Origin of the sequence: Streptosporangium becharense, assembly GCF_014204985.1 — a bacterium.
In the GTDB taxonomy this organism is placed as follows: Bacteria; Actinomycetota; Actinomycetes; order Streptosporangiales; family Streptosporangiaceae; genus Streptosporangium; species Streptosporangium becharense.
Genome location: NZ_JACHMP010000001.1, coordinates 4,547,352 through 4,570,214, shown reverse-complemented (window position 1 = coordinate 4,570,214; position 22,863 = coordinate 4,547,352). Strand labels below are relative to the sequence as shown.

23 protein-coding genes are annotated in these 22,863 nt (G+C 70.9%); 11 read left to right on the top strand and 12 right to left on the bottom strand.

Annotated features, from left to right (window positions below; translation table 11 throughout):
- Positions 1 to 2 precede the first annotated feature (2 nt).
- Positions 3 to 1,292: a glycosyltransferase family 2 protein gene (locus F4562_RS20235; protein WP_311734146.1), complete on the bottom strand. Its 1,290-nt coding sequence runs from the start codon at positions 1,290 to 1,292 to the stop codon at positions 3 to 5.
- A gap of 101 nt (positions 1,293 to 1,393) precedes the next feature.
- On the opposite strand from F4562_RS20235, the gene F4562_RS20230 reads away from it, so the two are divergent.
- Positions 1,394 to 2,965, top strand: coding sequence for a hypothetical protein (locus F4562_RS20230; protein WP_184544712.1), 1,572 nt, complete (start codon positions 1,394 to 1,396; stop codon positions 2,963 to 2,965).
- Here the strand turns inward: F4562_RS20230 and F4562_RS20225 are convergent.
- Positions 2,913 to 4,475 (bottom strand): dolichyl-phosphate-mannose--protein mannosyltransferase, encoded by a 1,563-nt coding sequence (locus F4562_RS20225; RefSeq protein WP_184854784.1) that lies wholly within the window; start codon positions 4,473 to 4,475, stop codon positions 2,913 to 2,915. The genes F4562_RS20230 and F4562_RS20225 overlap by 53 nt on opposite strands.
- A gap of 21 nt (positions 4,476 to 4,496) precedes the next feature.
- Positions 4,497 to 5,351 carry a 16S rRNA (cytidine(1402)-2'-O)-methyltransferase gene (gene rsmI / locus F4562_RS20220; protein WP_184549028.1) on the bottom strand — a complete coding sequence of 285 codons (855 nt, stop codon included), beginning with the start codon at positions 5,349 to 5,351 and terminating at the stop codon, positions 4,497 to 4,499.
- Between the two features lie 65 nt (positions 5,352 to 5,416).
- Between rsmI and F4562_RS20215 the strand changes: the two genes are divergently transcribed.
- From F4562_RS20215 to F4562_RS20205, 3 genes are all read left to right on the top strand, one after another.
- Positions 5,417 to 7,075, top strand: coding sequence for a dolichyl-phosphate-mannose--protein mannosyltransferase (locus F4562_RS20215; RefSeq protein ID WP_184854783.1), 1,659 nt, complete (start codon positions 5,417 to 5,419; stop codon positions 7,073 to 7,075).
- Positions 7,076 to 7,186: 111 nt separating this feature from the next.
- Complete coding sequence (locus F4562_RS20210) at positions 7,187 to 8,401, top strand: hypothetical protein (RefSeq protein ID WP_184548784.1); 1,215 nt, start codon at positions 7,187 to 7,189, stop codon at positions 8,399 to 8,401.
- Positions 8,402 to 8,737: 336 nt separating this feature from the next.
- Positions 8,738 to 9,844, top strand: a complete 1,107-nt coding sequence (locus F4562_RS20205; RefSeq protein WP_311734303.1) for an AI-2E family transporter — start codon at positions 8,738 to 8,740, stop codon at positions 9,842 to 9,844.
- Positions 9,845 to 9,896: 52 nt separating this feature from the next.
- On the opposite strand, the gene F4562_RS20200 is transcribed toward F4562_RS20205, so the two are convergent.
- Positions 9,897 to 10,379 carry an anthrone oxygenase family protein gene (locus F4562_RS20200; protein WP_184548782.1) on the bottom strand — a complete coding sequence of 161 codons (483 nt, stop codon included), beginning with the start codon at positions 10,377 to 10,379 and terminating at the stop codon, positions 9,897 to 9,899.
- A gap of 97 nt (positions 10,380 to 10,476) precedes the next feature.
- Here F4562_RS20200 and F4562_RS20195 point away from each other — a divergent pair, with 97 nt between their 5' ends.
- From F4562_RS20195 to F4562_RS20175, 5 genes are all read left to right on the top strand, one after another.
- A complete protein-coding gene (locus F4562_RS20195; RefSeq protein ID WP_184548780.1) occupies positions 10,477 to 11,430 on the top strand; it encodes an AraC family transcriptional regulator in 954 nt (317 codons plus the stop codon).
- Positions 11,431 to 11,529: 99 nt separating this feature from the next.
- Entirely contained in the window at positions 11,530 to 11,967 is a 438-nt protein-coding gene (locus F4562_RS20190; protein ID WP_184548778.1) for a helix-turn-helix domain-containing protein, read from the top strand.
- Entirely contained in the window at positions 11,964 to 12,839 is an 876-nt protein-coding gene (locus tag F4562_RS20185; protein ID WP_184548776.1) for an alpha/beta fold hydrolase, read from the top strand. The genes F4562_RS20190 and F4562_RS20185 overlap by 4 nt, the downstream gene beginning before the upstream one ends.
- Positions 12,832 to 13,215: a DUF4180 domain-containing protein gene (locus tag F4562_RS20180; RefSeq protein ID WP_184548774.1), complete on the top strand. Its 384-nt coding sequence runs from the start codon at positions 12,832 to 12,834 to the stop codon at positions 13,213 to 13,215. Before F4562_RS20185 ends, F4562_RS20180 begins: the two co-directional genes overlap by 8 nt.
- 324 nt (positions 13,216 to 13,539) lie before the next feature.
- Positions 13,540 to 14,052, top strand: a complete 513-nt coding sequence (locus F4562_RS20175) for a hypothetical protein (RefSeq protein ID WP_184548772.1) — start codon at positions 13,540 to 13,542, stop codon at positions 14,050 to 14,052.
- Positions 14,053 to 14,330: 278 nt separating this feature from the next.
- Here F4562_RS20175 and F4562_RS20170 read toward each other — a convergent pair whose 3' ends face one another.
- Both F4562_RS20170 and F4562_RS20165 read right to left on the bottom strand, forming a co-directional pair.
- The gene (locus F4562_RS20170) at positions 14,331 to 15,851 is read right to left on the bottom strand and encodes an MFS transporter (protein WP_184548770.1); all 1,521 of its coding nucleotides are present in this window, start codon (positions 15,849 to 15,851) and stop codon (positions 14,331 to 14,333) included.
- A 142-nt stretch (positions 15,852 to 15,993) separates the two neighbouring features.
- The gene (locus tag F4562_RS20165; RefSeq protein ID WP_246473490.1) at positions 15,994 to 16,857 is read right to left on the bottom strand and encodes a class I SAM-dependent methyltransferase; all 864 of its coding nucleotides are present in this window, start codon (positions 16,855 to 16,857) and stop codon (positions 15,994 to 15,996) included.
- A 269-nt stretch (positions 16,858 to 17,126) separates the two neighbouring features.
- Between F4562_RS20165 and F4562_RS35080 the strand changes: the two genes are divergently transcribed.
- The gene (locus tag F4562_RS35080; RefSeq protein WP_184548766.1) at positions 17,127 to 17,711 is read left to right on the top strand and encodes a helix-turn-helix domain-containing protein; all 585 of its coding nucleotides are present in this window, start codon (positions 17,127 to 17,129) and stop codon (positions 17,709 to 17,711) included.
- A 193-nt stretch (positions 17,712 to 17,904) separates the two neighbouring features.
- On the opposite strand, the gene F4562_RS20155 is transcribed toward F4562_RS35080, so the two are convergent.
- On the bottom strand, positions 17,905 to 18,081 hold the full coding sequence (locus tag F4562_RS20155; protein WP_184548765.1) for a hypothetical protein: 177 nt from the start codon (positions 18,079 to 18,081) through the stop codon (positions 17,905 to 17,907).
- Between the two features lie 38 nt (positions 18,082 to 18,119).
- Positions 18,120 to 18,722, bottom strand: coding sequence for a TetR-like C-terminal domain-containing protein (locus F4562_RS20150; RefSeq protein ID WP_184548763.1), 603 nt, complete (start codon positions 18,720 to 18,722; stop codon positions 18,120 to 18,122).
- Between the two features lie 83 nt (positions 18,723 to 18,805).
- On the opposite strand from F4562_RS20150, the gene F4562_RS20145 reads away from it, so the two are divergent.
- Positions 18,806 to 20,008: a DUF418 domain-containing protein gene (locus F4562_RS20145; protein WP_184548761.1), complete on the top strand. Its 1,203-nt coding sequence runs from the start codon at positions 18,806 to 18,808 to the stop codon at positions 20,006 to 20,008.
- Positions 20,009 to 20,154: 146 nt separating this feature from the next.
- Here F4562_RS20145 and F4562_RS20140 read toward each other — a convergent pair whose 3' ends face one another.
- The 4 genes from F4562_RS20140 to F4562_RS20125 all read right to left on the bottom strand — a co-directional run bounded on the left by F4562_RS20140 (position 20,155) and on the right by F4562_RS20125 (position 22,561).
- The gene (locus F4562_RS20140; RefSeq protein WP_184548759.1) at positions 20,155 to 20,610 is read right to left on the bottom strand and encodes a pyridoxamine 5'-phosphate oxidase family protein; all 456 of its coding nucleotides are present in this window, start codon (positions 20,608 to 20,610) and stop codon (positions 20,155 to 20,157) included.
- Positions 20,611 to 20,733: 123 nt separating this feature from the next.
- Positions 20,734 to 21,198 carry a helix-turn-helix transcriptional regulator gene (locus tag F4562_RS20135; RefSeq protein WP_184548757.1) on the bottom strand — a complete coding sequence of 155 codons (465 nt, stop codon included), beginning with the start codon at positions 21,196 to 21,198 and terminating at the stop codon, positions 20,734 to 20,736.
- Positions 21,199 to 21,429: 231 nt separating this feature from the next.
- Positions 21,430 to 21,840, bottom strand: coding sequence for a VOC family protein (locus F4562_RS20130; protein ID WP_184548755.1), 411 nt, complete (start codon positions 21,838 to 21,840; stop codon positions 21,430 to 21,432).
- 205 nt (positions 21,841 to 22,045) lie between these two features.
- Positions 22,046 to 22,561 carry a DoxX family protein gene (locus F4562_RS20125; protein WP_311734302.1) on the bottom strand — a complete coding sequence of 172 codons (516 nt, stop codon included), beginning with the start codon at positions 22,559 to 22,561 and terminating at the stop codon, positions 22,046 to 22,048.
- Positions 22,562 to 22,863 lie beyond the last annotated feature (302 nt).

Here is a 22,863-nt window from a genome sequence, read left to right as displayed (position 1 = left end):
CGCTACGCCTTGGTGCCCTCGAGGTTCCCGGTGCCGCTGTCGGTCACACCGCCGGTCATGGTGTCGGTCATGGTGCCGGCCGCGCTGTCACGGCTGACCGCCTCGGCGGCCTCCTCCGCGGCGGAGGCGGCCACGTCGATGGGCGTCTCCTTGCTGCGACGGATGCCGAGGATACTGATGAACAGCGCCGCGAAGATCGTCTGGAAGCTCATGATCAGCGCGGTGGCCGAGGGCACCACGATGCGCAGCGACTCCGACGGGATCAGCGGGCCGAAGCTGCGCGTCTGCCAGTGGACCAGCGAGGCGACCAGGCCGGCCAGACCCGCCAGGGCCAGCACGCCGCCGGCGACGAGCCCCTTCTCCAGGGTCACGATGTCGACGAGCTTGCGCACCCGCCGGTCTTCGGGCAGGAAGCCCTCCTCGGCGGCGTACACCTTGGTGAACAGGGCGAACAGCGACGCCTGGAAGCCGATCACCATCGCGGCCGAGGCGCCGACGAGGGTGTCGACGTCGAAGGCGAGGTTGCCGATGTAGACCGGGCCGAAGGTCAGCGCCGTGCCGGCGATCAGGCCGACGGTCATCAGGATCAGGCCGGGGATGAAGAACAGCCAGCGGGGGCTGTAGAGCAGCAGGAAGCGCAGGTGGCGCCAGCCGTCGCGCCAGGAGCGCAGGTGCGGCGGGCGGGAGCGGCCGTCGGGCGACAGGGTGGTGGGCACCTCCCGGACGTCCAGCCCGGACAGGGTGGAGCGGACGACCATCTCACTGGCGAACTCCATGCCGCCGGTCTGCAGGCCGAGCTTGAGGATCGAGTCGCGCCGGAAGCCGCGCAGGCCGCAGTGGAAGTCGCCGATCGCGCTGGGGAAGAACAGGCGGCCGATGAAGGAGAGCACCGGGTTGCCCAGGTAACGGTGGAGCGGGGGCATGGCACCGGGTGCGATCCCGCCCTTGAACCGGTTGCCCATCACCAGGTCGGCGCCGTCGCGCAACTGCTCCACGAAGGGCAGCAACGCCGTGAAGTCGTAGGAGTCGTCGGCGTCGCCCATGATCACGTATCGGCCGCGGGCCGCGCGGATGCCGCCCATCAGCGCGTTGCCGTATCCCTTGGCGTCGACGTGCACCACCCGGGCTCCGGCCTCGCGTGCGAGCTGCTGCGAGCCGTCCGTGCTGCCGTTGTCGGCGATCAGGACCTCTCCGTCGATGCCGTGCTCCCGCATGCAGGCCAGCGCCTTGCGCACGCAGGTCTCCACGGTTTCAGCCTCGTTCAAACAAGGCATGACCACGGTCAGTTCCACGTCTCAACCCTTCAGTCACGGCGGGGGCCAATCCAACCATCATGCCCTCCCCGCCCTCCTGTCCGGGTCAACTCGGCCAAACGGCTGGCATCCTGTAATGCATGGTGACCGTCGCCGAACGCCCTCGCCTGGACGCTCCGACAGCCGACTGGGCCTCACGCCTGCGGGCGTTCCTGCACAGGCATCGCCTGTTCGCGGCCGCCCTCGCGCTGGGGTTCCTGCTGCGCGTGATCACCATGCTCGGGTACGGCCCGGCCCTGTGGTTCAACGACTCCTACGAGTACGTCTCCGGCGCGGTCAACCCGGAACGGCCGAGCGCACTGCGTCCGAACGGTTACTCCTTCCTGTTGCTGCTGCTGCGGCCGCTGCACAGCTTCGCCGCGGTGACCTTCGTCCAGCACCTGATGGGCCTGGGCATCGCCGTGCTGGTCTACGCCCTGCTGCGGCGCAGGTTCGGGCTGCCCGGCTGGGGGGCGACGCTGGCCGCCGCGCCGGTGCTGTTCGACGCCTACCAGATCCAGCTCGAACACCTGATCATGTCCGACACGATGTTCATCCTGCTGGTGGTGGGCGTGGTCACGCTGGTGCTGTGGCACCGGCGGGTGTCCTGGCGGCTCGGCGCGGTGATCGGCCTGCTGCTCGCGCTGACCGCGCTCACCCGGTCGATCGGGCTGCCGATCCTGGCGCTGGTGGTGGTCTACCTGCTGGTCAAGCGGACCGGCTGGAAACCGATCACGGCGATGGTGACCGCGTGCGCCGTCCCGGTGGTCGGCTACATGGCCTGGTTCTCCTCCGCGCACGGCAACTTCGCGATGACCAACAGCGACGGCGCGATCCTCTACATGCGCACCTCGCTGTTCGCCGACTGCAAGAAGATGGGGATCGACCCCCGTAAGGAGCTGGAGCTGGCGCTGCTGTGCATCAGCGCTCCGCCGAGCGAGCGCCACTTCTCCGGCCAGAAGTATCTGTGGTGGGCACAGAACGGCCAGCGCTTCCACGCCTTCGGCGTGGGCAGCACGTTCACCCCGGCGATGAACAAGACCGCCGGCCAGTTCGCCCAGCGGGCGATCGTCTCGCAGCCGCTCGACTACCTGGCCATCGTGGCCGGCGACTTCTTCCGCGCCTTCCACTGGGGCCGACCGCGTTTCCCCGACGCCAACACCTACCGGCAGTACGAGTTCCTGCCGGAGGACAAGATCCTGCCGGGCTGGGCCTCCTACCGGGGCAACGCCGACACCGACGCGCAGAAGTACGACCCGGGTCTGCGGACCGCGCAGATCCGCGGCAAGCTGAGCGTGGTCGGCACCGAGGTCCACGATCCGTGGGCCGGGTTCATGCAGGGTTACCAGCGCGTCGTCCGGCTGCCCGGCATCGTGCTGGGCGTCCTGCTGCTGGTCGGCCTGGCCGGGGTGGTGGCGCGCTGGCGTCTGCTCGGCGGCCCGGTGCTGCTGCCGTGGCTGGCGGCCTTCGGCCTCATCCTGGCCCCGGCCGCGACGGCCGAGTTCGACTACCGGTACCTGCTCCCGGCGGTGCCGCTGGCCTGCATGGCCGCGGCGATCTCGCTGCGGCGCGGGCTCCCCGGCCGGGGGGTCGTCACCCGCCTGTTCTCCCGCCGGGCCGTCAGACCCAGTTCCGCAGGAGCATCCGCGCCCACCACTGCGCGTGCGGAATGAGCTCGCCCGACAGTACCGGGTGCAGCCACCAGAAGTTGACCAGCGCCAGCAGGGTGAAGGCGCCCACGACGGCCGCTCCGACCGCCCTGCGGTTGGGCGGGGCATTCGCCGGTCCGATGACGAGTCCGGCGGTGAGGGTGATGGCCAGGATCATGAACGGGACCATGGGGATGGCGTAGAACAGGAACATCGTCCGGTTGTCGGTGATCGCGTAGTAGAACCAGGGCAGCCAGCCCGCGGCGTAGGCGAGCAGGACGGCTCCGGCCCGCCAGTCGCGGGTGGCGACGTACCAGGCGATCATGGCGATGAGCGCGGCCAGGGCCCCGTACCAGATGACCGGGGTGCCGACGCCGAGCACCGCCTGCGAGCACGTCCCGGCCCCGCACCCCTTGCCCTCCCCCTCGTAGAAGAACGCCACCGGTCGCAGCAGCAGTGGCCACGTCCACGGTTCCGACTGGTAGTCGTGTCTCTCGCTCAGCCCGGTGTGGAAGCTGAGGACCTGGAAGTGGTAGCTCAGCCAGGAGCGGATGGAGTCGAAGACGAAGTAGTAGGGGCCCTGGGAGGTGGCCTGTGCCCAGTTGCGGCCCCAGCCCAGGGGGGAGGCGAACCAGCCGGCCCAGGAGGCGGTGTAGACGGTCGCGGGCAGCAGGCTCAGGGTGGCCAGGGCGGCGGGCAGGTCGTGGTTGGCGGTGCCCAGGTAGGGGCGGCGCAGGCCGAGTGCGCGGCGGGCGCCGGCGTCCCAGGCCAGGGAGAGCACGGCGAAGGCGAGCAGGTAGAAGATCCCGGACCATTTGACCGCGCAGGCGGCGCCGAGGCACAGGCCGGCGGCGATCCGCCAGGGGCGGGCGCCCAGGGTGGGGCCCAGGTCGGTCAGGGGGGAGGTTGCGTAGTGGTGGGCCAGGCGGGCGCGGGTGTGGTCGCGGTCGGCGACCAGGCAGGCGAAGGCGGCCAGGACCCAGAACATCAGGAAGATGTCGAGCAGTGCGGTGCGGGAGAGGACGTAGTGCAGGCCGTCCAGGGACAGCAGCAGGCCGGCCAGGCAGCCGAGCAGGGTGGAGCGGGTCATCCGGCGGGCGACTCGGGCCAGGATGAGGATGGACAGGGTGCCGGCCAGGGCGGCGGTGAACCGCCACCCGAAGGGGGTCATCTGGAACAGGTGCTCCCCGGCGGCGATCATCCACTTGCCCAACGGCGGATGGGCGACGTAGAGCGGGCAGGGGTCGGCCTCGGCGGGGGTGCACGTGACGAAGATGTCGGTGTTCCCGGCGACGAGCATCCGGTCGGCGATCGGGTCCTTCACGTCCCCCAGCGCGTCCCGCTCCACGCCGAAGGTGAGCAGCGAGAAGGCGTCCTTGGCGTAGTAGGTCTCATCGAAGACGACCGCGTGCGGCCGGCCGAGGTTGACAAAGCGCAGGACGCCCCCGAAGACCGCGACCAGCAGCGGGCCCAGCCACCCCCACAGGACGCTGCCCGGCATCGGCGGCACGAGGCGATCCCGAGTTGATCCCATTCAGGAAAGTATGCTGATAAATCAGCTCCGATGGACCGCGTCGTAGAGATCCCGTTTGGGAATTCCCGCCGACTTCGCGACGTCCACGATGGCCTGCTTGCGGGGGACTCCGGTCTCCTCGCGCCGCGCGACCTCGGCCACCAGATCCTCGATCGCCGGGGGCCGGTCCTCGTGGGCACGCCCGGCGACCACGACGGTGATCTCTCCCTTGACCCCTCCGGCCGCCCACTCGGCCAGCTCCCCGAGGCCGCCCCGGCGCACCTCCTCGTAGGTCTTGGTGAGCTCCCGGCAGACCGCGGCCCTGCGGTCGGCGCCGAACGCCTCGGCCATCGCCGCCAGCGCGGCCTGGAGCCGGTGCGGCGCCTCGAAGAAGACCATCGTCCGCTCCTCCGCGGCGAGGGCGGCCAGCCTGCGGCCGCGCTCGCCGGGCTTGCGCGGCGGGAAGCCCTCGAAGCAGAAGCGGTCACTGGGCAGGCCGGACACCGCCAGCGCGGTGGTCACCGCGGACGGCCCCGGCAGCGAGGTGACCGTGATCCCCGCCTCGACCGCCAGGCTGGTCAGCCGGTAGCCGGGGTCGGAGACGCCGGGCATCCCGGCGTCGGTGACGACGAGGACGGTGCCGCCCTCCCGGAGCACCTGGAGGAGTTCCGCCGCCCTGCCCGCCTCGTTGCCGTCGTAGTAGGAGACGACCCGTCCGCCGATCTCCGCACCCAGCTCACCGGCCAGGCGGCGCAGCCTCCGGGTGTCCTCCGCCGCGATCACGTCGGCGCTCTCCAGGGCTTGGCGCAGCCGGGGGGAGGCGTCGTCCACCCGCCCGATCGGAGCCCCCGCCAGCACAAGCCTGCCGTTGTCCGTCACCGTTCCATCCTCCCGCATCCGGAACGGAGCCCCACCGACGGAGCCCCATCATGGGAGGAAGTTCGCAATCAGTCATGTAGGAGATGTTTCCTAGGGTCCCCGGCATGAGGGGCCCGTACGATGTCCGGGTGGCCGTGACCGATTACACCAACGAGGCGTTCAAGCAGCCGGGGCCCGAGCCGGGCGGCGGACCGGGTGACACCGTCCGCGACCGGCTGGTGCCGCCGATGCCGGGCAGCGTCCTGTGGGGGTGGCTGGGCCCGCTGCTGGTCGCGGTCTTCGGGGGCGTCCTGCGCTTTGTCAACCTCGGCCGGCCGCACGCGGTCATGTTCGACGAGACCTACTACGCCAAGGACGCCTTCTCACTGCTCACCTTCGGCACCGAGCGCACCGTCGTCAAGGACGCCGACAAGCTTCTGATGCGGGGCAGCACCGACATCTGGCAGCAGTGCGCTCCCACCGACCCCGGGGGTTGCGCGTCGTACGTGGTCCATCCGCCGTTGGGCAAGTGGATGATCGCCGCCGGGGAGCACCTGTTCCAGATGACCCCCTTCGGGTGGCGGTTCACCGCCGCCCTGGCCGGCACCCTGTCCATCCTCATCCTGGCCCGAGTCGCCCGCCGGATGACCCGCTCCACCCTGCTCGGCTGCCTGGCCGGCCTGCTGCTGTCCCTGGACGGCCTGCACTACGTCCTCTCCCGCACCGCACTGCTCGACATCTTCCTGATGTTCTGGGTCCTGGCCGCCTTCGCCTGCCTGGTCGCCGACCGCGACCACACCCGCGCCCGCCTGGCCCACCACTACGCAACCTCCCCCCTGACCGACCTGGGCCCCACCCTGGGCGCCCGCCCCTGGCGGATCGCCGCCGGCCTGTGCCTCGGCGCCGCCTGCGCGGTCAAATGGTCCGGGATCTTCTACCTGCTCGCCTTCGCCGTGCTCTCCCTGGCCTGGGACGCCGGCGCCCGCCGCGCACTCGGCCTGCGCCGCCCCTACCTGGGCACCGCCAACCACGACCTGCCCGCCGCCCTGGCCACCCTGAGCCTGCTGCCCGCGACCGTCTACACCGCCTCCTGGGCCGGCTGGTTCGCCTCCCCCCTGGGCTGGGGCCGCAACTGGGCACAGGCCACCTCCCAGGGCCCCTACTACTTCGTCTTCGACTCCATCCGCTCCTGGCTGAGCTACCACTTCCAGGTCCTCAGCTTCCACACCGACCTGTCCACCCCGCACAGCTACCAATCCGACCCCTGGACGTGGCCGCTGCTGCTACGCCCCGTCGCCTTCTTCTACGAAAGCCCCACCGGCTGCGGCGCCGCGACCTGCTCGCAGGCGGTGCTCGGCGTCGGCACCCCGGTCATCTGGTACGGGGCCCTGGCCGCGCTCATCGCCATGATCGCCTGGTACGTCGCCACCCGCGACTGGCGGGCCGGAGCCGTCCTGCTCGCCTACGCCGCGGGCTGGCTGCCCTGGTTCTACTACGCGATCACCGACAACCGGACGATGTTCCTGTTCTACGCCATCCCCATGGTCCCGTTCATGATCCTGGCCATCACCCTCACCGCCGGACTCATCATCGGATCGGCGAATGCCCCGCAGACCCGGCGGATGATCGGTGCCGGGGTCGTGGGCGCCTTCACGCTGCTGGCGCTGGTCAACTTCTGGTGGCTGCACCCGGTGCTGACCGGAGAGGTCCTCACCTACGCCGAATGGAACGCCAGGATGCTCTTCAAAAAGGGCTGGATCTAACGGCCGACCATATGGGCCACTTACAGGACATTTTCTAGGGTAGGCACCGTGCGCGATCCACTACGTCACGTTCATCGTCAGGGCAGGCCCGCATACGGCAGACTGCGAAGCATGCCTGCACCGGACGTGGCCGCACTCCTCTCCGAGTTGGAGCGCTCCGAGCCCGTCGCCGCCGAGCACGCGCGAACCGCGGTCGACTGGCTGACCGGAGGCGAGCCACTGGAGACGATCACCGAGCTGACCGTGTGCGAGTTCCTCTGGTACACCCTGCCCACCAAGATCTCCGGTGACCGCCCCGCGATCGCCCGGGCCCTGGGCCGCCTGCTCATGCTGGGCGGTCTGCACCGTTACGCCGCCCGATGCTCCTCGTCCACGACCTCGCACATCCTGCGCGCCTACGCCCGCCACGGCGAGGACGCCGGGATGGCCGCCTACCAGAGCGCTCTGGACACCACCGGGGTGCTCCCGCCCGACGTCCCCGAACTGCGGTGGAGCTCGATCATGGGCCCCGAGGAGCTGGGTGCGCACGGCGCCTGCTCCGCGGCGTTGGAGCTGGCCATCGTCTCCGGGGAGCTGACCCCCCGCTCACCCGCGAGGCAGGACCTCACCCGCCGGTGGCTGACCGAGCCCCGCGCCGAGCTCGGCGGTGACAACTGGTTGCAGCGGGTCCAGGGCGAGCGGCTCAACCGCTGGGTGCTCGGCCGGGGCACTCCCTGGCGTGAGCTGGCCCAGCCCTTCGAGGTACGCCTGCACGCCCCCGTCCCCGCCCCCGGGGGGACGCACCTGGAGGTGCTGCGCTGGCTGCTGGAGGCCGGCTGCCGGACCGGCGGCGTCCCGCTCACCCAGCGGCACAACTTCGCCCGTTCCGTGCTCGCCGAGAGCCCCTGGAGCGCTGAGGAGCTCACCGCCGTCCGCGAGGTGGCCGAGGGGCAGATGGACGCGCTGCGCCGGGCCGGACGCCGCCTGGTGACCACCCCGGCCGGGCAGCGCCTGCTGGGCGATCCCGACCTGCTCTGGGAGGCCATGTCCACCGCACTGCTCGCCCCCGCGCCGGGCGAGAGCGGCTTGCGGGCCTCCGCCAGGGAGGTGGCGCTCATGCTGCTGGCCGACGGCGCCGCCGCCGACCGCGACCGCATCACCGCGGTGATCGACTGTGCCGAGTGGCAGACCTTCGAGATCGACGCCTCCCTCGCCGAACTCGGCCGGCGCCTGGACGCCTTCGGCCTCCGCGCCGGCGGACGGCTCACCCCCGCCGGCCGCTCCGCCGTGCTGGCCGCCCTGCGCAGCCACGCCCTGCGTCCCCGCCAGTACGTCAACCCGACCTGACCTCATGGGCCCCGCGGGCCGGCCGCGGCAAGTGACCTGGCTCACCTGCCGCTCTCCCGTGCTCGGCCGACTACTTCCCTCCGTACCGGGCAGTGAGCGGAGGTGTCCGAGCACCCTTCCACCGACCACGCGCCGGCGACGCCCCCGCCCGCCGGCGGCGGGCCGGCGACGGCCGGAAGCAGCACCGGGGAACCGGTCCCGGCCGCCGGCGGCCTGGTGAAACCGGCCCCGGCCGGAAGCGGGCCGATGAAACCGCCCCCGCCGGGGAGCGGCGCCGCAGAACCGCCCCGGCCCGCCGGTGACACCCCGCGACCAGCCACGAGCGGGAGCGGTGCCGTGGAGCCGGCCCCGGCCGGGAGCAGTCCGGCGCGACCGGCCGCGATCAACGCCGAGGCGGCGTTCGGACGCCCCGGACGCTCGATGAGCAACAACCCGTTCGTGTTCGGCTTCACCGCCGCACTGGGAGTGCTCACCGCCTGGCTCCTGGTGCAGGCCGTGGCGAGCGCGGGCTCGATGCTGATCCTCATCGTCGTCTCGCTGTTCCTGGCGATCGGCCTGAACCCGGCCGTCGAAGCGCTGCAACGGCGTAACGTCCCCCGCACGGTGGCGATCGTCATCGTCTTCCTGGGCGTCATCTCGGTCTTCGTCGCCTTCGGCCTGGCCGTGGTGCCCCCGCTGACCGCCCAGTTCACCCAGTTCGTCGACCAGCTCCCGCAGTACGTGGCGGAGTTGCAGCACAACCCGCTGGTCCGCGACCTGGACCAGCGTTTCCAGATCCTGGACAAGCTCCAGCAGTACGTGACGAGCGGCACCTTCGGCACCCAGATGTTCGGCGGCGTGCTCGGCCTCGGCACGGTCCTCATCGGGGCCGTCTTCAACGCGCTGACCGTGCTGGTCCTGACGCTCTACTTCCTGGGCTCGCTCAGCTCGCTCAAGAAGATGGCCTACCTCCTCTTCCCCCGGTCGCGCAGGAAGCGCGCCGGCCTGCTCGGCGACAAGATCATCGAAAGCATCGGCGGGTACGTCGCCGGCAACCTGATCATCTCTCTGATCGCCGGAGTGACGACCTTCTTCTTCCTGAGCATCATGGAGGTCCCCTACGCCCTCGCCCTCTCGCTGATCGTGGCGCTGACCGACCTCATCCCGCTGGTCGGCGCCTTCATCGGCGCGGCCGTCGCCTCCCTGGTCGGCTTCTTCGTCTCTCCCACCGTGGGCATCGTCTGCGTCGTCTTCTTCACGGTCTACCAGCAGATCGAGAACTACTGGATCGCCCCGGCCGTGATGAAGAGCTCCGTCGACGTCCCTCCGCTCGCCACCATCCTGGGTGCCCTGCTCGGCGGGGCACTGCTCGGCGTGGTGGGTGCGCTGCTGGGCATCCCGCTGGTCGCGGCGATCCTGCTGATCGTGCGCGAGGTCGTCCTGCCCCGCCAGGAACGGGCCTGACCCTCCGGCGCTCCGTGCCTCCCTGAGCGCCGGGAGCGGTTCGCACGGGTTCTCACAGCAGGGCCCGGACCAGGCAGGCGAACGCGGCGGCCGAGGTCACCGCGCGGACGAGGTTCCACCGCACCCACCCGGCCTCGAAATCCCGCCGCACAGCCGGGAGGTCCGCGATGCGGCCGGGCTCCCCCGCCGCGTCGAGCACGTTGTTCATCGGCACGCTGACCGCGGCGGTGACGGCGATCGTCGCGGCGTACAGCACGAACGCGGCGGCGATCCAGGGCAGCGCCGCCCGCCCCTCCCGGTGGAGGTGGAGCCCCGCCGCCACGCCCGTCGTCACCGGCGCACCCAGGAAGCAGACGGCGAACCAGCCGTTGAGGATGGCCACGTTGATCGACTGCATCGTCCCGACGAAGGTGCGGTCGTCGGTGCGGCTCAGACCGGGCATGACGGAACACGCGTACGCGTAGAAGAGACCCGCCACGAGCCCCGTGGTGATCGTGGCGGCGAACAGGGCGGCGACCCGGAGCAGTTCCACCATCGTTTCCTTTCTCCCACCGACCAGTGAATCGGCCCCCAGTGAGACTCTCCATAGCCCAGAGGCGCTTTTCCATGTTTCAGCGTCTACGTTGAGGCGCATGGACGTACTCGCAAGCCTTCTCGATGGACCGAGAGCCCGGGGAGCCTTCCTGCTCCGCTCGGTCATGGACCCGCCCTGGTCTCTGCGGATCCAGGACCGGGCGCCGCTCACCCTGGTGGCCATGCTTCGGGGCGGAGCGTGGATCGTCCCTGATGACGGCGACACCGTGCGGCTCGCCCCGGGGGATGTCGCGATCATCCGGGGCCCCGGCGCCTACACGGTCGCCGACGATCCGGCCACCCCGCCGCAGGTGGTGATCCACCCTGGCCAGCGCTGCACGACCCCGGACGGCGAACCGCTGGCCCAGGCCATGGACCTGGGCGTTCGCACCTGGGGCAACAGCCCGGACGGCGCCACGACGCTGTTGACCGGCACCTACCAGATGCGCGGAGAGATCAGCGAGCGGCTGCTGCGCGCGCTCCCCACCCTGCTGACGCTCCCGGCCGGGAGCTGGGACAGCCCGCTCATCCCGCTGCTCGCCGGCGAGATCGGCAGGGACGAGCCGGGACAGGAGGCGGTTCTCGACCGGATGCTCGACCTGCTGCTCATCGCCGCCCTGCGCGCCTGGTTCTCCCGGCCGGAGGCGCGGCCGCCGGCGTGGTACCGGGCACACGGCGACCCCGTGGTGGGCCGAGCCCTGCGCATGCTCCACAACAACCCGGCGCACCCCTGGACGGTCGCCACGCTGGCCGCCGAGACCGGCGTCTCCCGGGCGGCGCTGGCCCGCCGCTTCACCGAGCTGGTGGGCGAGCCGCCCATGACCTACCTGACCGGCTGGCGGCTGGCGCTGGCCGCCGACCTGCTGCGCGAGACCGACGCCACCGTCGGCGCGGTGGCACGCCAGACCGGTTACGGCAGCTCCTTCGCCCTGAGCACCGCCTTCAAGCGCGTCCGCGGTGTCAGCCCGCACGAGCACCGCGGTGCCCGCTCCCGGAGGACGATCGCCGACTGACAGGCATCACATTCCCTAAAATTCCCTATCGCTCCTCAATTGAGGGAGCGATAGGGTATATTCGGCAAGCAAGCGGAATCCGTTCGGGGAAGGATCGCGGTGTCCCAACAGCCGTACACGGTCGAGCAGGTGGCGAACCTGCTGAACCTTCACGTCAAGACGGTGCGCAACTACGTGCGCGACGGGCGGCTGAGGGCGGTCCGCATCGGCAAGCAGTACCGGATCACCCGCGAGGACCTGGAGGCGTTCACCGGCCACCCGGTGGCACCGCCCGCCACCGAGACGGCCAGGCGCCGGCGTCACATCGAGGCGTCCAGCGTCGTGCAGATCGACGCGATCAGCCCCGGGGCGATGAGCAGCCTGAGCAACACGCTCATGGCCGCCGTCTCCGGCCGCACCCCCGGCGGCGAGCGCCTGCGCGTCGAGACGATCTACGACGAGGAACGAGCCAGCCTGAAGATCATCATCATCGGGGGCCTGGATGACGGCGCGGAACTTTTCAAGATCATTAATACGCTGGTGAAGGAGAACCCGTGAACGGCATCTACGTCTCCCCCGAGGGTGCCCGCACCGTCGAGCAGCGCTACCGCGAGTATCTGGAGCGCTGGCCGGTGCCCAGCGAGCACCTGCGCGTCCCGACCCGTCAGGGCGAGACCTTCGTCGTGGCCTGCGGCCCGAAGGACGCGCCGCCCCTGATGCTCCTGCACGGTTCGATGGCCAACACGTCGATGTGGATGGCCGACGTGGCCGCCTGGTCACGCGACTTCCGGGTGTACGCCGTCGACATGATCGGCGAGCCGGGCCTGAGTGCGCCGTCCCGGCCACCGCTGGCGTCCGACGCCTACGCGCTCTGGCTGGACGACGTACTGCAGGGGCTGGGCGTCCGGCGCGTCTCGATCGTGGGCGTCTCGCTCGGCGGCTGGCTGGCGACGGACTACGCGACCCGGAATCCCGAGCGGGTCGACCGCCTCGCGCTGTTGTGCCCCGGCGGCATCGGCAGGCAGAAGACGGGCTGGCTGCTCCTGGCGCTGCTGCTGCTGTCGTTCGGGAAATGGGGCAGGCGGAAGGCACTGGGGGTGATACTGGGCCCCACCGCCCCCGCGACGACGCCGGAGGCTCAGGCCTTCGGCGAGTACATGATGCTCATCAACAAGCACTTCCGCCCCCGCCGGGAGAAGATCCCGGTGTTCGACGACGACGCCCTGCGGCGGCTGACCATGCCCATGCTGGTGATCGTCGGCGGCCTCGACACCGTCCTCGACTCCCACGACACCCGCAGGCGACTGGAGCAGGCCGTGCCGCACGCGACGGTCAACCTCCTGCCCGACGCCGGCCACCTCCTGGAAGGGCAGACCATGCCGATCCTCGACTTCCTCCGCGCTCCGGAAGGAGCACGCCCCCATGTCTGACACCCTCCGGCACATGTACGGCACGACGGTCTTCGTGTGCGCTTCGGAAGGCGCGACACTACGCGGCGAGCGCGACGCCCTGGACATCATCGGTGAGGCCTCGTACCTCGGCGCCGACTGGGTCGTCGTCCCGGCCGGCCGGTTCGACGACGACTTCTTCCGGCTGCGCACCCGCGTCGCCGGCGAGATCGTCCAGAAGTTCGTCAACTACCGGATGGGCATCGCCGTCCTCGGTGACATATCCCGGCACACCGCCGCCAGCTCCGCCCTGCGGGACTTCGTCCGCGAGGCCAACCGGGGTACGCAGGTCTGGTTCACCCCCGACATCGACGACTTCCAGCACCGGCTGGAGGAGGCCGCCGTTGCCCGCCGGTGACCCGGGCGACCGGCACGTCCGAGTGGCCGGTGATCCCGGATAGCCGGTGCTCCCGGGTGGCCGATGATCCCGGGTGGCCGATGATCCCGAGGGCCGGTATCCCTGAGGGCCGGTACCCCTGGTTGGCCGATGATCCTGGGGGCCGCCACGCTCAGACGACCGGCACTCCCGGGTGGCCGGCGCGTTCAGACTCAGGCGGCCGGCGCGGAAACGGTGAACGGGTGAGGCCGCCGTCTCCCCCACCGGGCGGCGAACCTCCGGCCGGTTCCGGTCGTCAACACTGTGACCCGCCTTCCGGACGGAGGCCGCGTTCAAGGAGACGACATGATCGGTTTTGACCGTCGGGAAGTGCTCACACTCGGCGTACTCGCCCTTCTCACCGCGTGCACACCTGCGGAGTCGTCCTCGTCGCGCCAGAAGAAGGCTCCGGAGGAAGCCCCGGTCCGCACGGACACCGCCCCGCTGGAACGCCGCTTCCCGGTTCTCGGCACGCTCTCCGACGCGCACTGGTCGGCGGTGCGGCTGGGGTCCGACTCGCGCCTGTCACCTCCCGGCCCTTCGGACATCCGGGTGGTGGGGCTCGCCCGGCTCGAAGAGGGCCGGAGCGCCGCCCTCGTGAAGGAGCGGAAGACGGGGTTCCGCCCCCAGGCTCCGGACCAGGTTCCGGACTCGCTGGCCGGCTTCCTGCCGGACGGCGCCAAGTGGGTGTCGAGTGAGGCTTTCGACCGTGAGATCACGGGTGACGTGTATCCCGGCGGGTTCTTCCTCGACCCGGTGTCGGACAGCGTCTACTTCGACACGCTGAACCCGTTCCCCGCGGCTGGGAGCACCGATTAGGCGTGTCCCCCACCTGTTCCCGGCAGCGGGACGAGGCCGTCCCCCGCTGAGGTGCGGCAGTGGCCGCCCCGGCCCCGGTCCTGGCACCGACACCGGTGCGGCGCTTGAAGTGCCCGGATGATCGGCTTACCGCAGACGTTCGCGCGGAGCACCGTCGAGCGTGAAGGAGAGCCGGGAGCGGCCTCGGTCTCGCGGGGTCGCCGGAAACGGCCCCGGTCTTTCTGAGGTCGCCCGAAAGCGGCCACGCGAGGTCGTGATCCTGTCTCCCTCGGAGACCGTCACCCCGGCAGATCCTCCCGCCGAGGTGACGATCCCGAGCGCTTCGCGAGAGCACGGCTCACGACCGCGACGCCGAACGCGACGACGATCAGCATCGCCGCGACGGCGAACGTGATCCGCATGCCGACGGCGACGGCCTCCGGACGCGCCGTCGTGACATCGGCCGTCGCCGATGCGAGCGCGAACACGGCACCCATGACGGACGCACCGGTGACGAGCCCGAGATTGCGCGACAGGTTGAGCATGCCGGACGTGACACCCCGGCGGTCCGGTCGGACATCCGCCATGACGGCGGTGTTGTTGGCCGTCTGAAACAGTGCGTAACCGGTGGTGACGACCACGATGGGGGCGATGTAGCCGGAGATGCCGAACGTCACCGGCGTCATGGACAGGATGAGAGAACCGGCCGCCACTCCGGTGAGCCCGACAAGGGTCACACGGTGTGCGCCGAAACGGTCCGCGATGCGACCGGCCGGCACGCCGGCCAGCGCGGCGACAAGCGGGCCGACCGACAGGACGAGGCCGACGAGAGCCTCATCGAGCCCGAGCGCACGAGAGAGATAGAACGGCCCGACCACCAGCGTCGCCATCATCACCGTCGAGACGAGCGCGCTCATGGCGAGGCCCGCGCTCAGCACCGGATCGCGGAACATCGCCGGCCGGATCAACGGTGATGCCGTTCTCACCTCGACGCGCGCGAAGAGGCCGGCTCCGAAGACGGCAGCCGACAGCAGAGCCACGTTGAGCGGACCGAAAGCGCCACGCCCGACCGTCATGGCGAGCGTGTAAGCCGCGAGCGTCAGAGCAAGCAGCAGCGTGCCCACATGGTCGAACCGGGCCCGGTCTGCCTTCGGCTCCCGCCGGTCGACGGGCAGGAAGCGATGCGCGAGAAGAAAAGTCAGGACACCCAGCGGTACGTTGACGAGGAAGATCGTCCGCCAACCGAGCCCGGAGATCAGAACACCGCCCAACGACGGACCGAGAGCGGTGCCGATCGCGGACATCGTCCCGAGCAGCCCCATCGCCCTGCCGGTCTTCGCCTTCGAAACCGTCTCACCGACGAACGCCATGGTGAGGGCCATCATGACGGCCGCTCCGAGCCCTTGCGCCGTCCGGGCGGCGATCAGCGTCCAGAGGGTCGGCGCGACGCCGCACAGGGCCGAGGCCACTGTGAACAGGAGGATTCCGGCCAGTAGCAACCGCCGGCGGCCGATGATGTCACCGAGCCGTCCGACGCTGACGATCAGAGTGGTGATGGCGAGGAGATAGGCGAGGACGATCCACTGGACTTCCTGGAAAGAGGCGGTGAACGTCTGTGCCAACGTCGGCAGGCCGACATTGGCGATGCTGGTGCCGAGCGAGGACAGCAACATGGACAGCGAAAGGCCGGCGAGCGCCCACCGAACCGACGGCGTCCGCCTCGTGTTTCCGGCTGCCGCCTCGTCCCGCTCTGCGCTGACCGGCTTCTCCCGCTCTGCGCTGACCGGCTTCTCCCGCTCTGCGCTGACTGGCTTCACCATGAATTCCGTTCTCTGGTGGCTCCCGAAGGCGCTCCGGTTCCTCCCGGAGCCCTGTCGGCGGGTGACGGCGGGCAGGGGCGTCGGGTGACGGCGGGCAGGCCGGTTCCGGCCCGCACGCCGTCGGCCCTCATGGACGGCATGGTCACCGAGCCCGGCGCACGCCCGTGAAGACCGTGGTGGCGGAGAGGAGGAAGGCGTCGGGCCGCCGCAGGATGCCCTCCGGCGCCCCGGGATCGAGCAGCACATCGAGCGTTTCGAGGTCCTCCGCGTCCAGGAGCTCGCTCGCCGCCCCCCGCAGCCGGGTCAGATGGGCGTGCAGGAAGGCGCGGGCCGTCTCGCCCAGGGGTGCGGGCAGGTCGAGGAGGGGGGTGAAGCTGCCGACGCCGGTGAGCCCGGCACGACCGAGCATCGCGGGCCAGTCCTCGACCACGGTGACGCTGCCGGGCAGTTCGGCTCGCATGATCTCGAACCAGTGCTCCTGGGCTGCGTCGAGCCGTGCCTGCAGGCCCGGTCTGCCGACGCCGATGTCACGCGGGAGGAAGCGCATCGGCAGGCCGCCCTCCGCCACGGCGAGCAGCCCCCCGGGCCTCAGCAAGCCGGCGAGATCGTTCAGCGCCTCCTGCTGATCGCCGAGGTGGTGCACGGTCTTGCTGCTCCAGATCAGGTCCGCCGGGCCGAGTCCGCCTTCCCCGTGCCAGTCACCACCGTCCAGGTCCTCTGGCAGATTCGCGTGCCGGACGGCCACCCTGCCACCGAGGCCGAGCCGCTCGGCGCGGGCCAGGGTGCGGTCCAGCAGGCCCGGTGTGCCGTCCACGGCGACCACCTCGGCATCCACGAAGGTCTCGGCGAGCACACAGGTCATCACGCCCGGCCCGCTGCCGATGTCGAGGATGCGCCGAACCTCCTTCCCCGGCTTCTCCGGGCCGAGCAGTTCCCTCAGGCGGGCCGCCGTCCGGCGGAGGACCGGAAGCTGCAGTTCGCCGCTGTCCTCCAGCTGGGCGGCCATGGCCTCCCAGTCGACGTCGGTGCTGTCGTGCCCATGCCCATGCCCATGCCCATGTCCGTGACCGTGACCGTGTCCGGATGCGTTTCCGTGGCCGGTTCCGTGACCGTGGCCGGTTTCGTTTCCGTGTCCGGTTTCGTTTCCGTGTCCGGTTCCGTGTCCGTGTCCGCGTGCGGAGTCGTGGTGTGAGTTCATGCCGAAGAGCGTGCACTCGCCGGGCAGAGACGGCAATTTCTGTTGCCGATTCCGGGAAATCGGGGTGGAATGCCCGCGTGGACAGAACTCCGCCCTACCAAGCGGTCCTCGACGAGGTCGCCCCCCGGCTCAGACGGCTACGAGCCAGACGCGGCCTCACCCTGGCCGCGCTCTCCGAGATGACCGGCATCTCCAAGAGCACCCTTTCCCGGCTGGAATCCGGACAGCGCCGCCCCAGCCTGGAACTGCTGCTACCGCTCGCCGGTGCGTACCGCGTGCCCCTGGACGACCTGGTCGGCGCCCCCGAGGTCGGGGATCCTCGGATCCGGCTGAAGCCCCGCCCCATGGCGAGCGGCGGTACGTTCGTCCCCCTGACCCGGGCCCCGGGCCCTCTGCAGGCGTACAAGATGATCATCTCCGACCGGGGTGCCGAGCCGGACCACCGCACGCACGAGGGCTACGAGTGGCTGTACGTGCTGGACGGCCGGCTACGGCTCGTCCTCGCCGAGCACGATCTGGTCCTCGGCCCCGGCGAGGCCGCCGAGTTCGACACCCGTCTGCCCCACTGGTTCAGCAGCGCGGATGGGCGGCCCGTCGAGATCCTCAGTCTCTTCGGGAGACAGGGGGAACGTATGCACGTCCGCGCGAAGCCCCGCGCATGACGGCCTGACACCTCGCAGGAGGCGACGAGCGGAAGCCTCGTCCGGCCAGGCCCGTACGACCGTCGGCCCAGGCCCGCACGACCGTCCGGCCGGGCCTGCACGACCGTCCGGCCAGGCCCGCACGACCGTCGGGCCGGGCCTGCACGACCGTCGGGCCGGGAACCGGGCGTCTCGGCTGTCTGCTTCGTCTACTTCATCCGCTCAAGCGGGCCGGCTTGAGCGGCCTGCCGCCCGGCGGCGTGCCCGGGAAGCGGTTGACGTCCCGCGGGGTGCCGACGAGGTTCCTGGCCGCCCGCCCCCGCGGGGTGCCGACGAGGTTCCCTGCCGCCCGCCCCGGGTCCCGCGGGGTGCCGACGAGGTTTCCTGCCACCCCCGGGAGGGATCCGCCTGCGTTGCCTGAGGTCGTGCTCATGGCGCTCGCGGGCCGAGCCCGATCGCGGGCAGGATCGCCTGATCGACGATCGCCGCGAGTTCCTCGTCGGTGGGCGGTACTCCGGTATCGATCAGACGCTTGGTGACGAGGGCCTCGCCGATGTCGGCCACGACCGGGGTGAGCAGTTCGGCCGGGAAGCGGCCCCGGTCGGCGTAGTGCCGCAGCACGGTGCGGGTGAACGTGCCGCCCCGGTCGGCGAAGACCCGCTCGAACAGCGCCTCGGACATCAGGGCGGCACTCTTCGGGTCGGTGAGGATGGCCGCGACAGCGCGGCCCGCCGGGCTGAAGGCCCACTCGGCCATGAGGCGGAGCGCGCGGATGAGGTCGCCGCGCAGGTCGTCGGCCCCCGGGGTCGGCTCCTCGACCGGGTGCTGGTGGTAGAGCGCGTCGAGGAGCACCTCGATCGGGTCCGACCAGCGGCGGTACAGGGTGGTGCGGGGTGTCGCCGCGCGCCGGCCGATGCCGTCCATGGTCAGCCGCCCCACGCCGACCTCCACCACCTCTTCCAGTACGGCGTCGTGGATCGCCCTGATCAGCTCTTCACCGCGCCGGCGTGTCCGGGCGTTGTGGTCGCCCATCACCACCCCCTTGCTCAGCTACACGGGTGTAGCTTACCTTGAGGATTAGCTACATTCCTGTATCTAAAACTGAGGGGACAGTCATGCCCATCGCCCCACCGGCTCCCGTTCACGGGGCCACTCCCATCGCCCGGCGCGCGCTCGCACCCGATCTCGCGCGCGGGCTGATGCTGCTGCTCATCGCCCTGGCGCACGCGCACATGTATCTGTCGGGCCACGAGGCGGGCTTCCGCGGCTACGCTCGCGACGGCGGCGTCCTGGACCGGCTGGTCGCCGGTGTGCAGATCCTGCTGGTGGACGGACGGGCGCTGCCCATGTTCGCCGCCCTGTTCGGCTACGGCCTGGTGCAGCTCGCCAACCGGCAGCTCGCCACGGGCGGGAGCTGGCCGCAGGTGCGCAAGGTGCTGCGCCGCCGGAGCCTGTGGTTGCTCGCGTTCGGGTTCTGCCACGCGCTGCTGCTGTTCTTCGGTGACATCCTCGGAGCGTACGGGCTGGTCGGGCTCGTGCTCGTCGGGTTCATCCGGCGCGAGGACAGGGCCGTGTTGCGGGCCGCCGTCGTCGGGCTGGTGCTGCACGTCGTGGTGCTGGCCGGCTTCGGGCTGCTCACCCTCTCCGCGCCGAAGGGCGACACACCCGCCGCCATGGCGGACCCGGTCGAGGCCACCGTGATGCGGCTCATCGGATGGTCCGGGATGACGCCCACCTACTTCGCCGCCGGCGTGGTGCCGGCTTTCCTGTTCGGGATCTGGGCGGCCCGGCGTCACGTGCTGGAGGACCCGGTGTCACACCGGGACCTGCTTTTCCGGGTCGCCGTCATGGGCACCGGGCTGGCCGTCGCCGGCGGGACGCCGTTGACGCTGATCGACACCCGGATCTGGATGCCGTCGGACATCGTCGCCGTGTCGGCGTACGCGCTGCACAGCGTGACCGGCATCGCCGGTGGGCTCTCGTACGCGGCGATCATCGGGCTCGTCGCCGGCCGGATACCGCGCGGTTGTCCCGGCCCTATCGTCAGGGCCCTCACCGCGTGCGGTCAGTGGTCGCTGACCTGCTATCTCCTCCAGTCGGTGATCTTCGTGGCGGTGTTCGCGCCGTACACCGGAGGGCTCGGCACGCGTGTCGGCGACGCCGCGGCGTCCGGCATCGCCGTGCTGACCTGGCTGGCCACCGTGATACTCGCCGCGCTGTCGGCGCCCGGCGGGCGAAGGGGACCGGCTGAGGCCGCGCTACGGCGCCTCACCTACCGGCGCCGAGGACTCACCCATACGTCGAGCCCCGCGACCTGACCGGCCGCGGCCGGCCGGGGTGACACCCCGGCGATGTGAAAGGCCGCTTCCGGTGTGCGGAGTCCAGTGTGCTGAGTCCCCGCCGGTAGTCCACGTCCTTCGCCGAACCGCTCGCCGGGTGGAGCGGGTGTGTTCCCGCGCGGCGGTCAGCCGAGCCAGCGGCCGTCGCGCATGAGGTCGCGTCCCCGCAGCTCGTTCGCCTCACGCCAGGCCTGGATGCGCCGGGGCCGGACCAGGAAGTACTGGTAGGGCTCGTCGAGCTCGCGCGGGTCGAAACCGGTCTTGGCCGCGAACGCGTCGCCCGTCCCAGGGGCGAGGCCGGCGAGGTCCACCGGCTCGGCGGTGCCGTCGACGATGACGACGTCGCGGGTCGGCCCGAGGCTGAGCCGCACCCGGCCGTCCGCCAGCAGGTTGCGGCCGGTGACCGAGGCGCGCGGCGTCGAGATGAGGAACGCGGTCCCGTCCCAGAGGTACGAGAGCGGGATGAGGTGGACACCGCCCGGGGAGCCCGACGTGGCGACCCAGAGATCGACGTCGCTCTCCAGTCTCGCGCGAGTGTCCCGCAGCCTCTCCTCACGTCCACGCGGCGGCGCGTCCGTCATGCTTCCTCCAGTCATTTCGTGGGAAGCCCTTCCTTCCGGGGACGGGCTCCGTCGATCATCGGCCGGTCCACCGGGGCGGGGGCTTCACCGGTGCACTCGGTCCGGGTACGGATGCCATGGCCATCACACCAGGTGCGGCTCGGCGACCGGCGCCTTTCGATTCCTGATCGGTCTGGTCACCTGTTTCGCCACGCACGACGGCATCCCCGCCGCCGCGCGCGCCGCCCGGCGCCGGTAGGCGCTGGGCGACATGCCGACCAGCTCGGTGAAGCGGGTGCTGAAGGTGCCCAGCGACGAGCAGCCGACCGCGAAGCAGACCTCGGTGACGCTGAGGTCGCCGCGGCGCAGCAGCGCCATCGCGCGCTCGATGCGCCGCGTCATCAGATAGGCGTACGGCGACTCGCCGTAGGCCAGCCGGAACCGGCGGCTGAGGTGCCCGGCCGACATGTGCGCGCCGCGGGCGAGCGCCTCGACGTCCAGCGGCTGCGCGTACTCCCGGTCGATCCGGTCACGGACACGGCGCAGCCGCGCGAGGTCATTCAAGCGCTGCGCCGCGATGCGTGCGCGTGCCCACGAGGGGTGACACATGAGGGGACTCCTTTTCATCGATGTCCGCGAGCACCCGGGTCGCCTGCCGAGGGACGAGCACCCGGGTCGCCTGCCGAGGGAGGCGGCGAGGTGCCCGCCGGCGACGACCGGCTTGCCGGAGCCGACGAGCCGGTCGAGCAGCCGCCTGACCGGTTCGGAAGCGCCGGCCGCCGTGTTCTTCGCCGGGGATCGCGACACCGGCCATCAAGTCCGGATCGACGACCCGACGGCTCAGCGAAGTTCCTGGATGCGGATCAGGTTGCCCGCGGGATCGCGGAAGGCGCAGTCACGGACGCCGTACGGCTGCTCGATCGGCTCCTGGACGACCTCGGCGTCACCGGCCTGCAGCTTCTCGAAGGTGCCGTCGAGGTCGGGGGTGGCCAGCACGATCCAGCCGTAGGTGCCCTTGGCCATCATCTCGGCGATGGTGCGGCGCTCGTCGTCGGTGAGGCCGGGGTCGGCGGCCGGTGGCGCCAGGAGGATGGAGGTGCCGGGCTGGCCGGCGGGGCCGACCGTGATCCAGCGCATCTTGCCGGTTCCGACGTCGTTGCGGATCTCGAAGCCGAGGACGTCGCGGTAGAAGGCCAGGGAGGCGTCCGGGTCGTCGTGCGGGAGGAAGGTCGTGTGAATGGTGAGGTCCATGGCCATCAGGCTAGGTGTGACTCCGTGACCGGCGCTTCTCGATTCCTGACCGGTCTGGTCACCTGCTTCGCCACCCGCGGCCGCATCCCCGCCGCGCGCACCGCCCGGCGAGCGATGTCACGTGCGATGCCGTGATCCCGGGCCCGGCCACCCCGAAGTTGAACCCCTGCCCGGCGAGAGTGTCCATCCCGCCGGACGACTCCTTTCAAGGCACGGGAAACGCGCTGCCGGCGGAGGTCGTACGGCCTGAACGTCCTCCTATGACGCCCGCTGCCCAGAGCGCCACGCCGATGTAGAGGACCTGCTCGGGGATGCGCTGCCACAGCGGCGTCGCCGCCTCTCCCCCGAGGGTCACTCCGGCCAGCGCGGCGTGGATGTTGGCCGGAAGCATGAGCACGAACAGCAGCGCCAGACAGATCCCGGCTGCCCGCCGAGTGTCCGGGAGCACGAGGCCCACCGCCCCGGCCAGTTCCAGGACGCCGGTCAGGTAGACCACGAGGGCAGGGAACGGGACGAACGGCGGGACCATGGCCACCATGTCGGCGTGGTTCGGCATGAACGTCACATCTGGTGGGACGAAGTGGGCACTGGCCGTCATCACGAGCATGACGGCCAAGCCGTACGCGGTGCTCACCCGCCAGGTGGCGAAGCGGGCCGGACCGAGCACCGCACCCGACAGGCGGAAGCACAGCGTGGCCACCACGAGGACGATCACAGTCACGGAGCTCACCTTCCTTTAGATAGTCTCACTACCCAATATAGGATAGTAGAGCTATCCAATGAAAGCCGCATGTCCGGGATGAGATCTTCAGCGGCGGGCGGCGAGCCGGGAGATTCCCGCTCGCGGCACAGCGCACACTGGCCGGCCCCGCCGGGCGTGCCGTGCTCGCAGGCGGCACGGACGGCGGCCCACCAGTCCGTGATGTGCGGCGCCCCGGACGTTGTGGCGCGCCGACCGCGGGAACCTTGGCCGGCCCGAGTTCGCCCAGTGCCGCACACTGCGCCTGCTCGCTCTGCCGTACG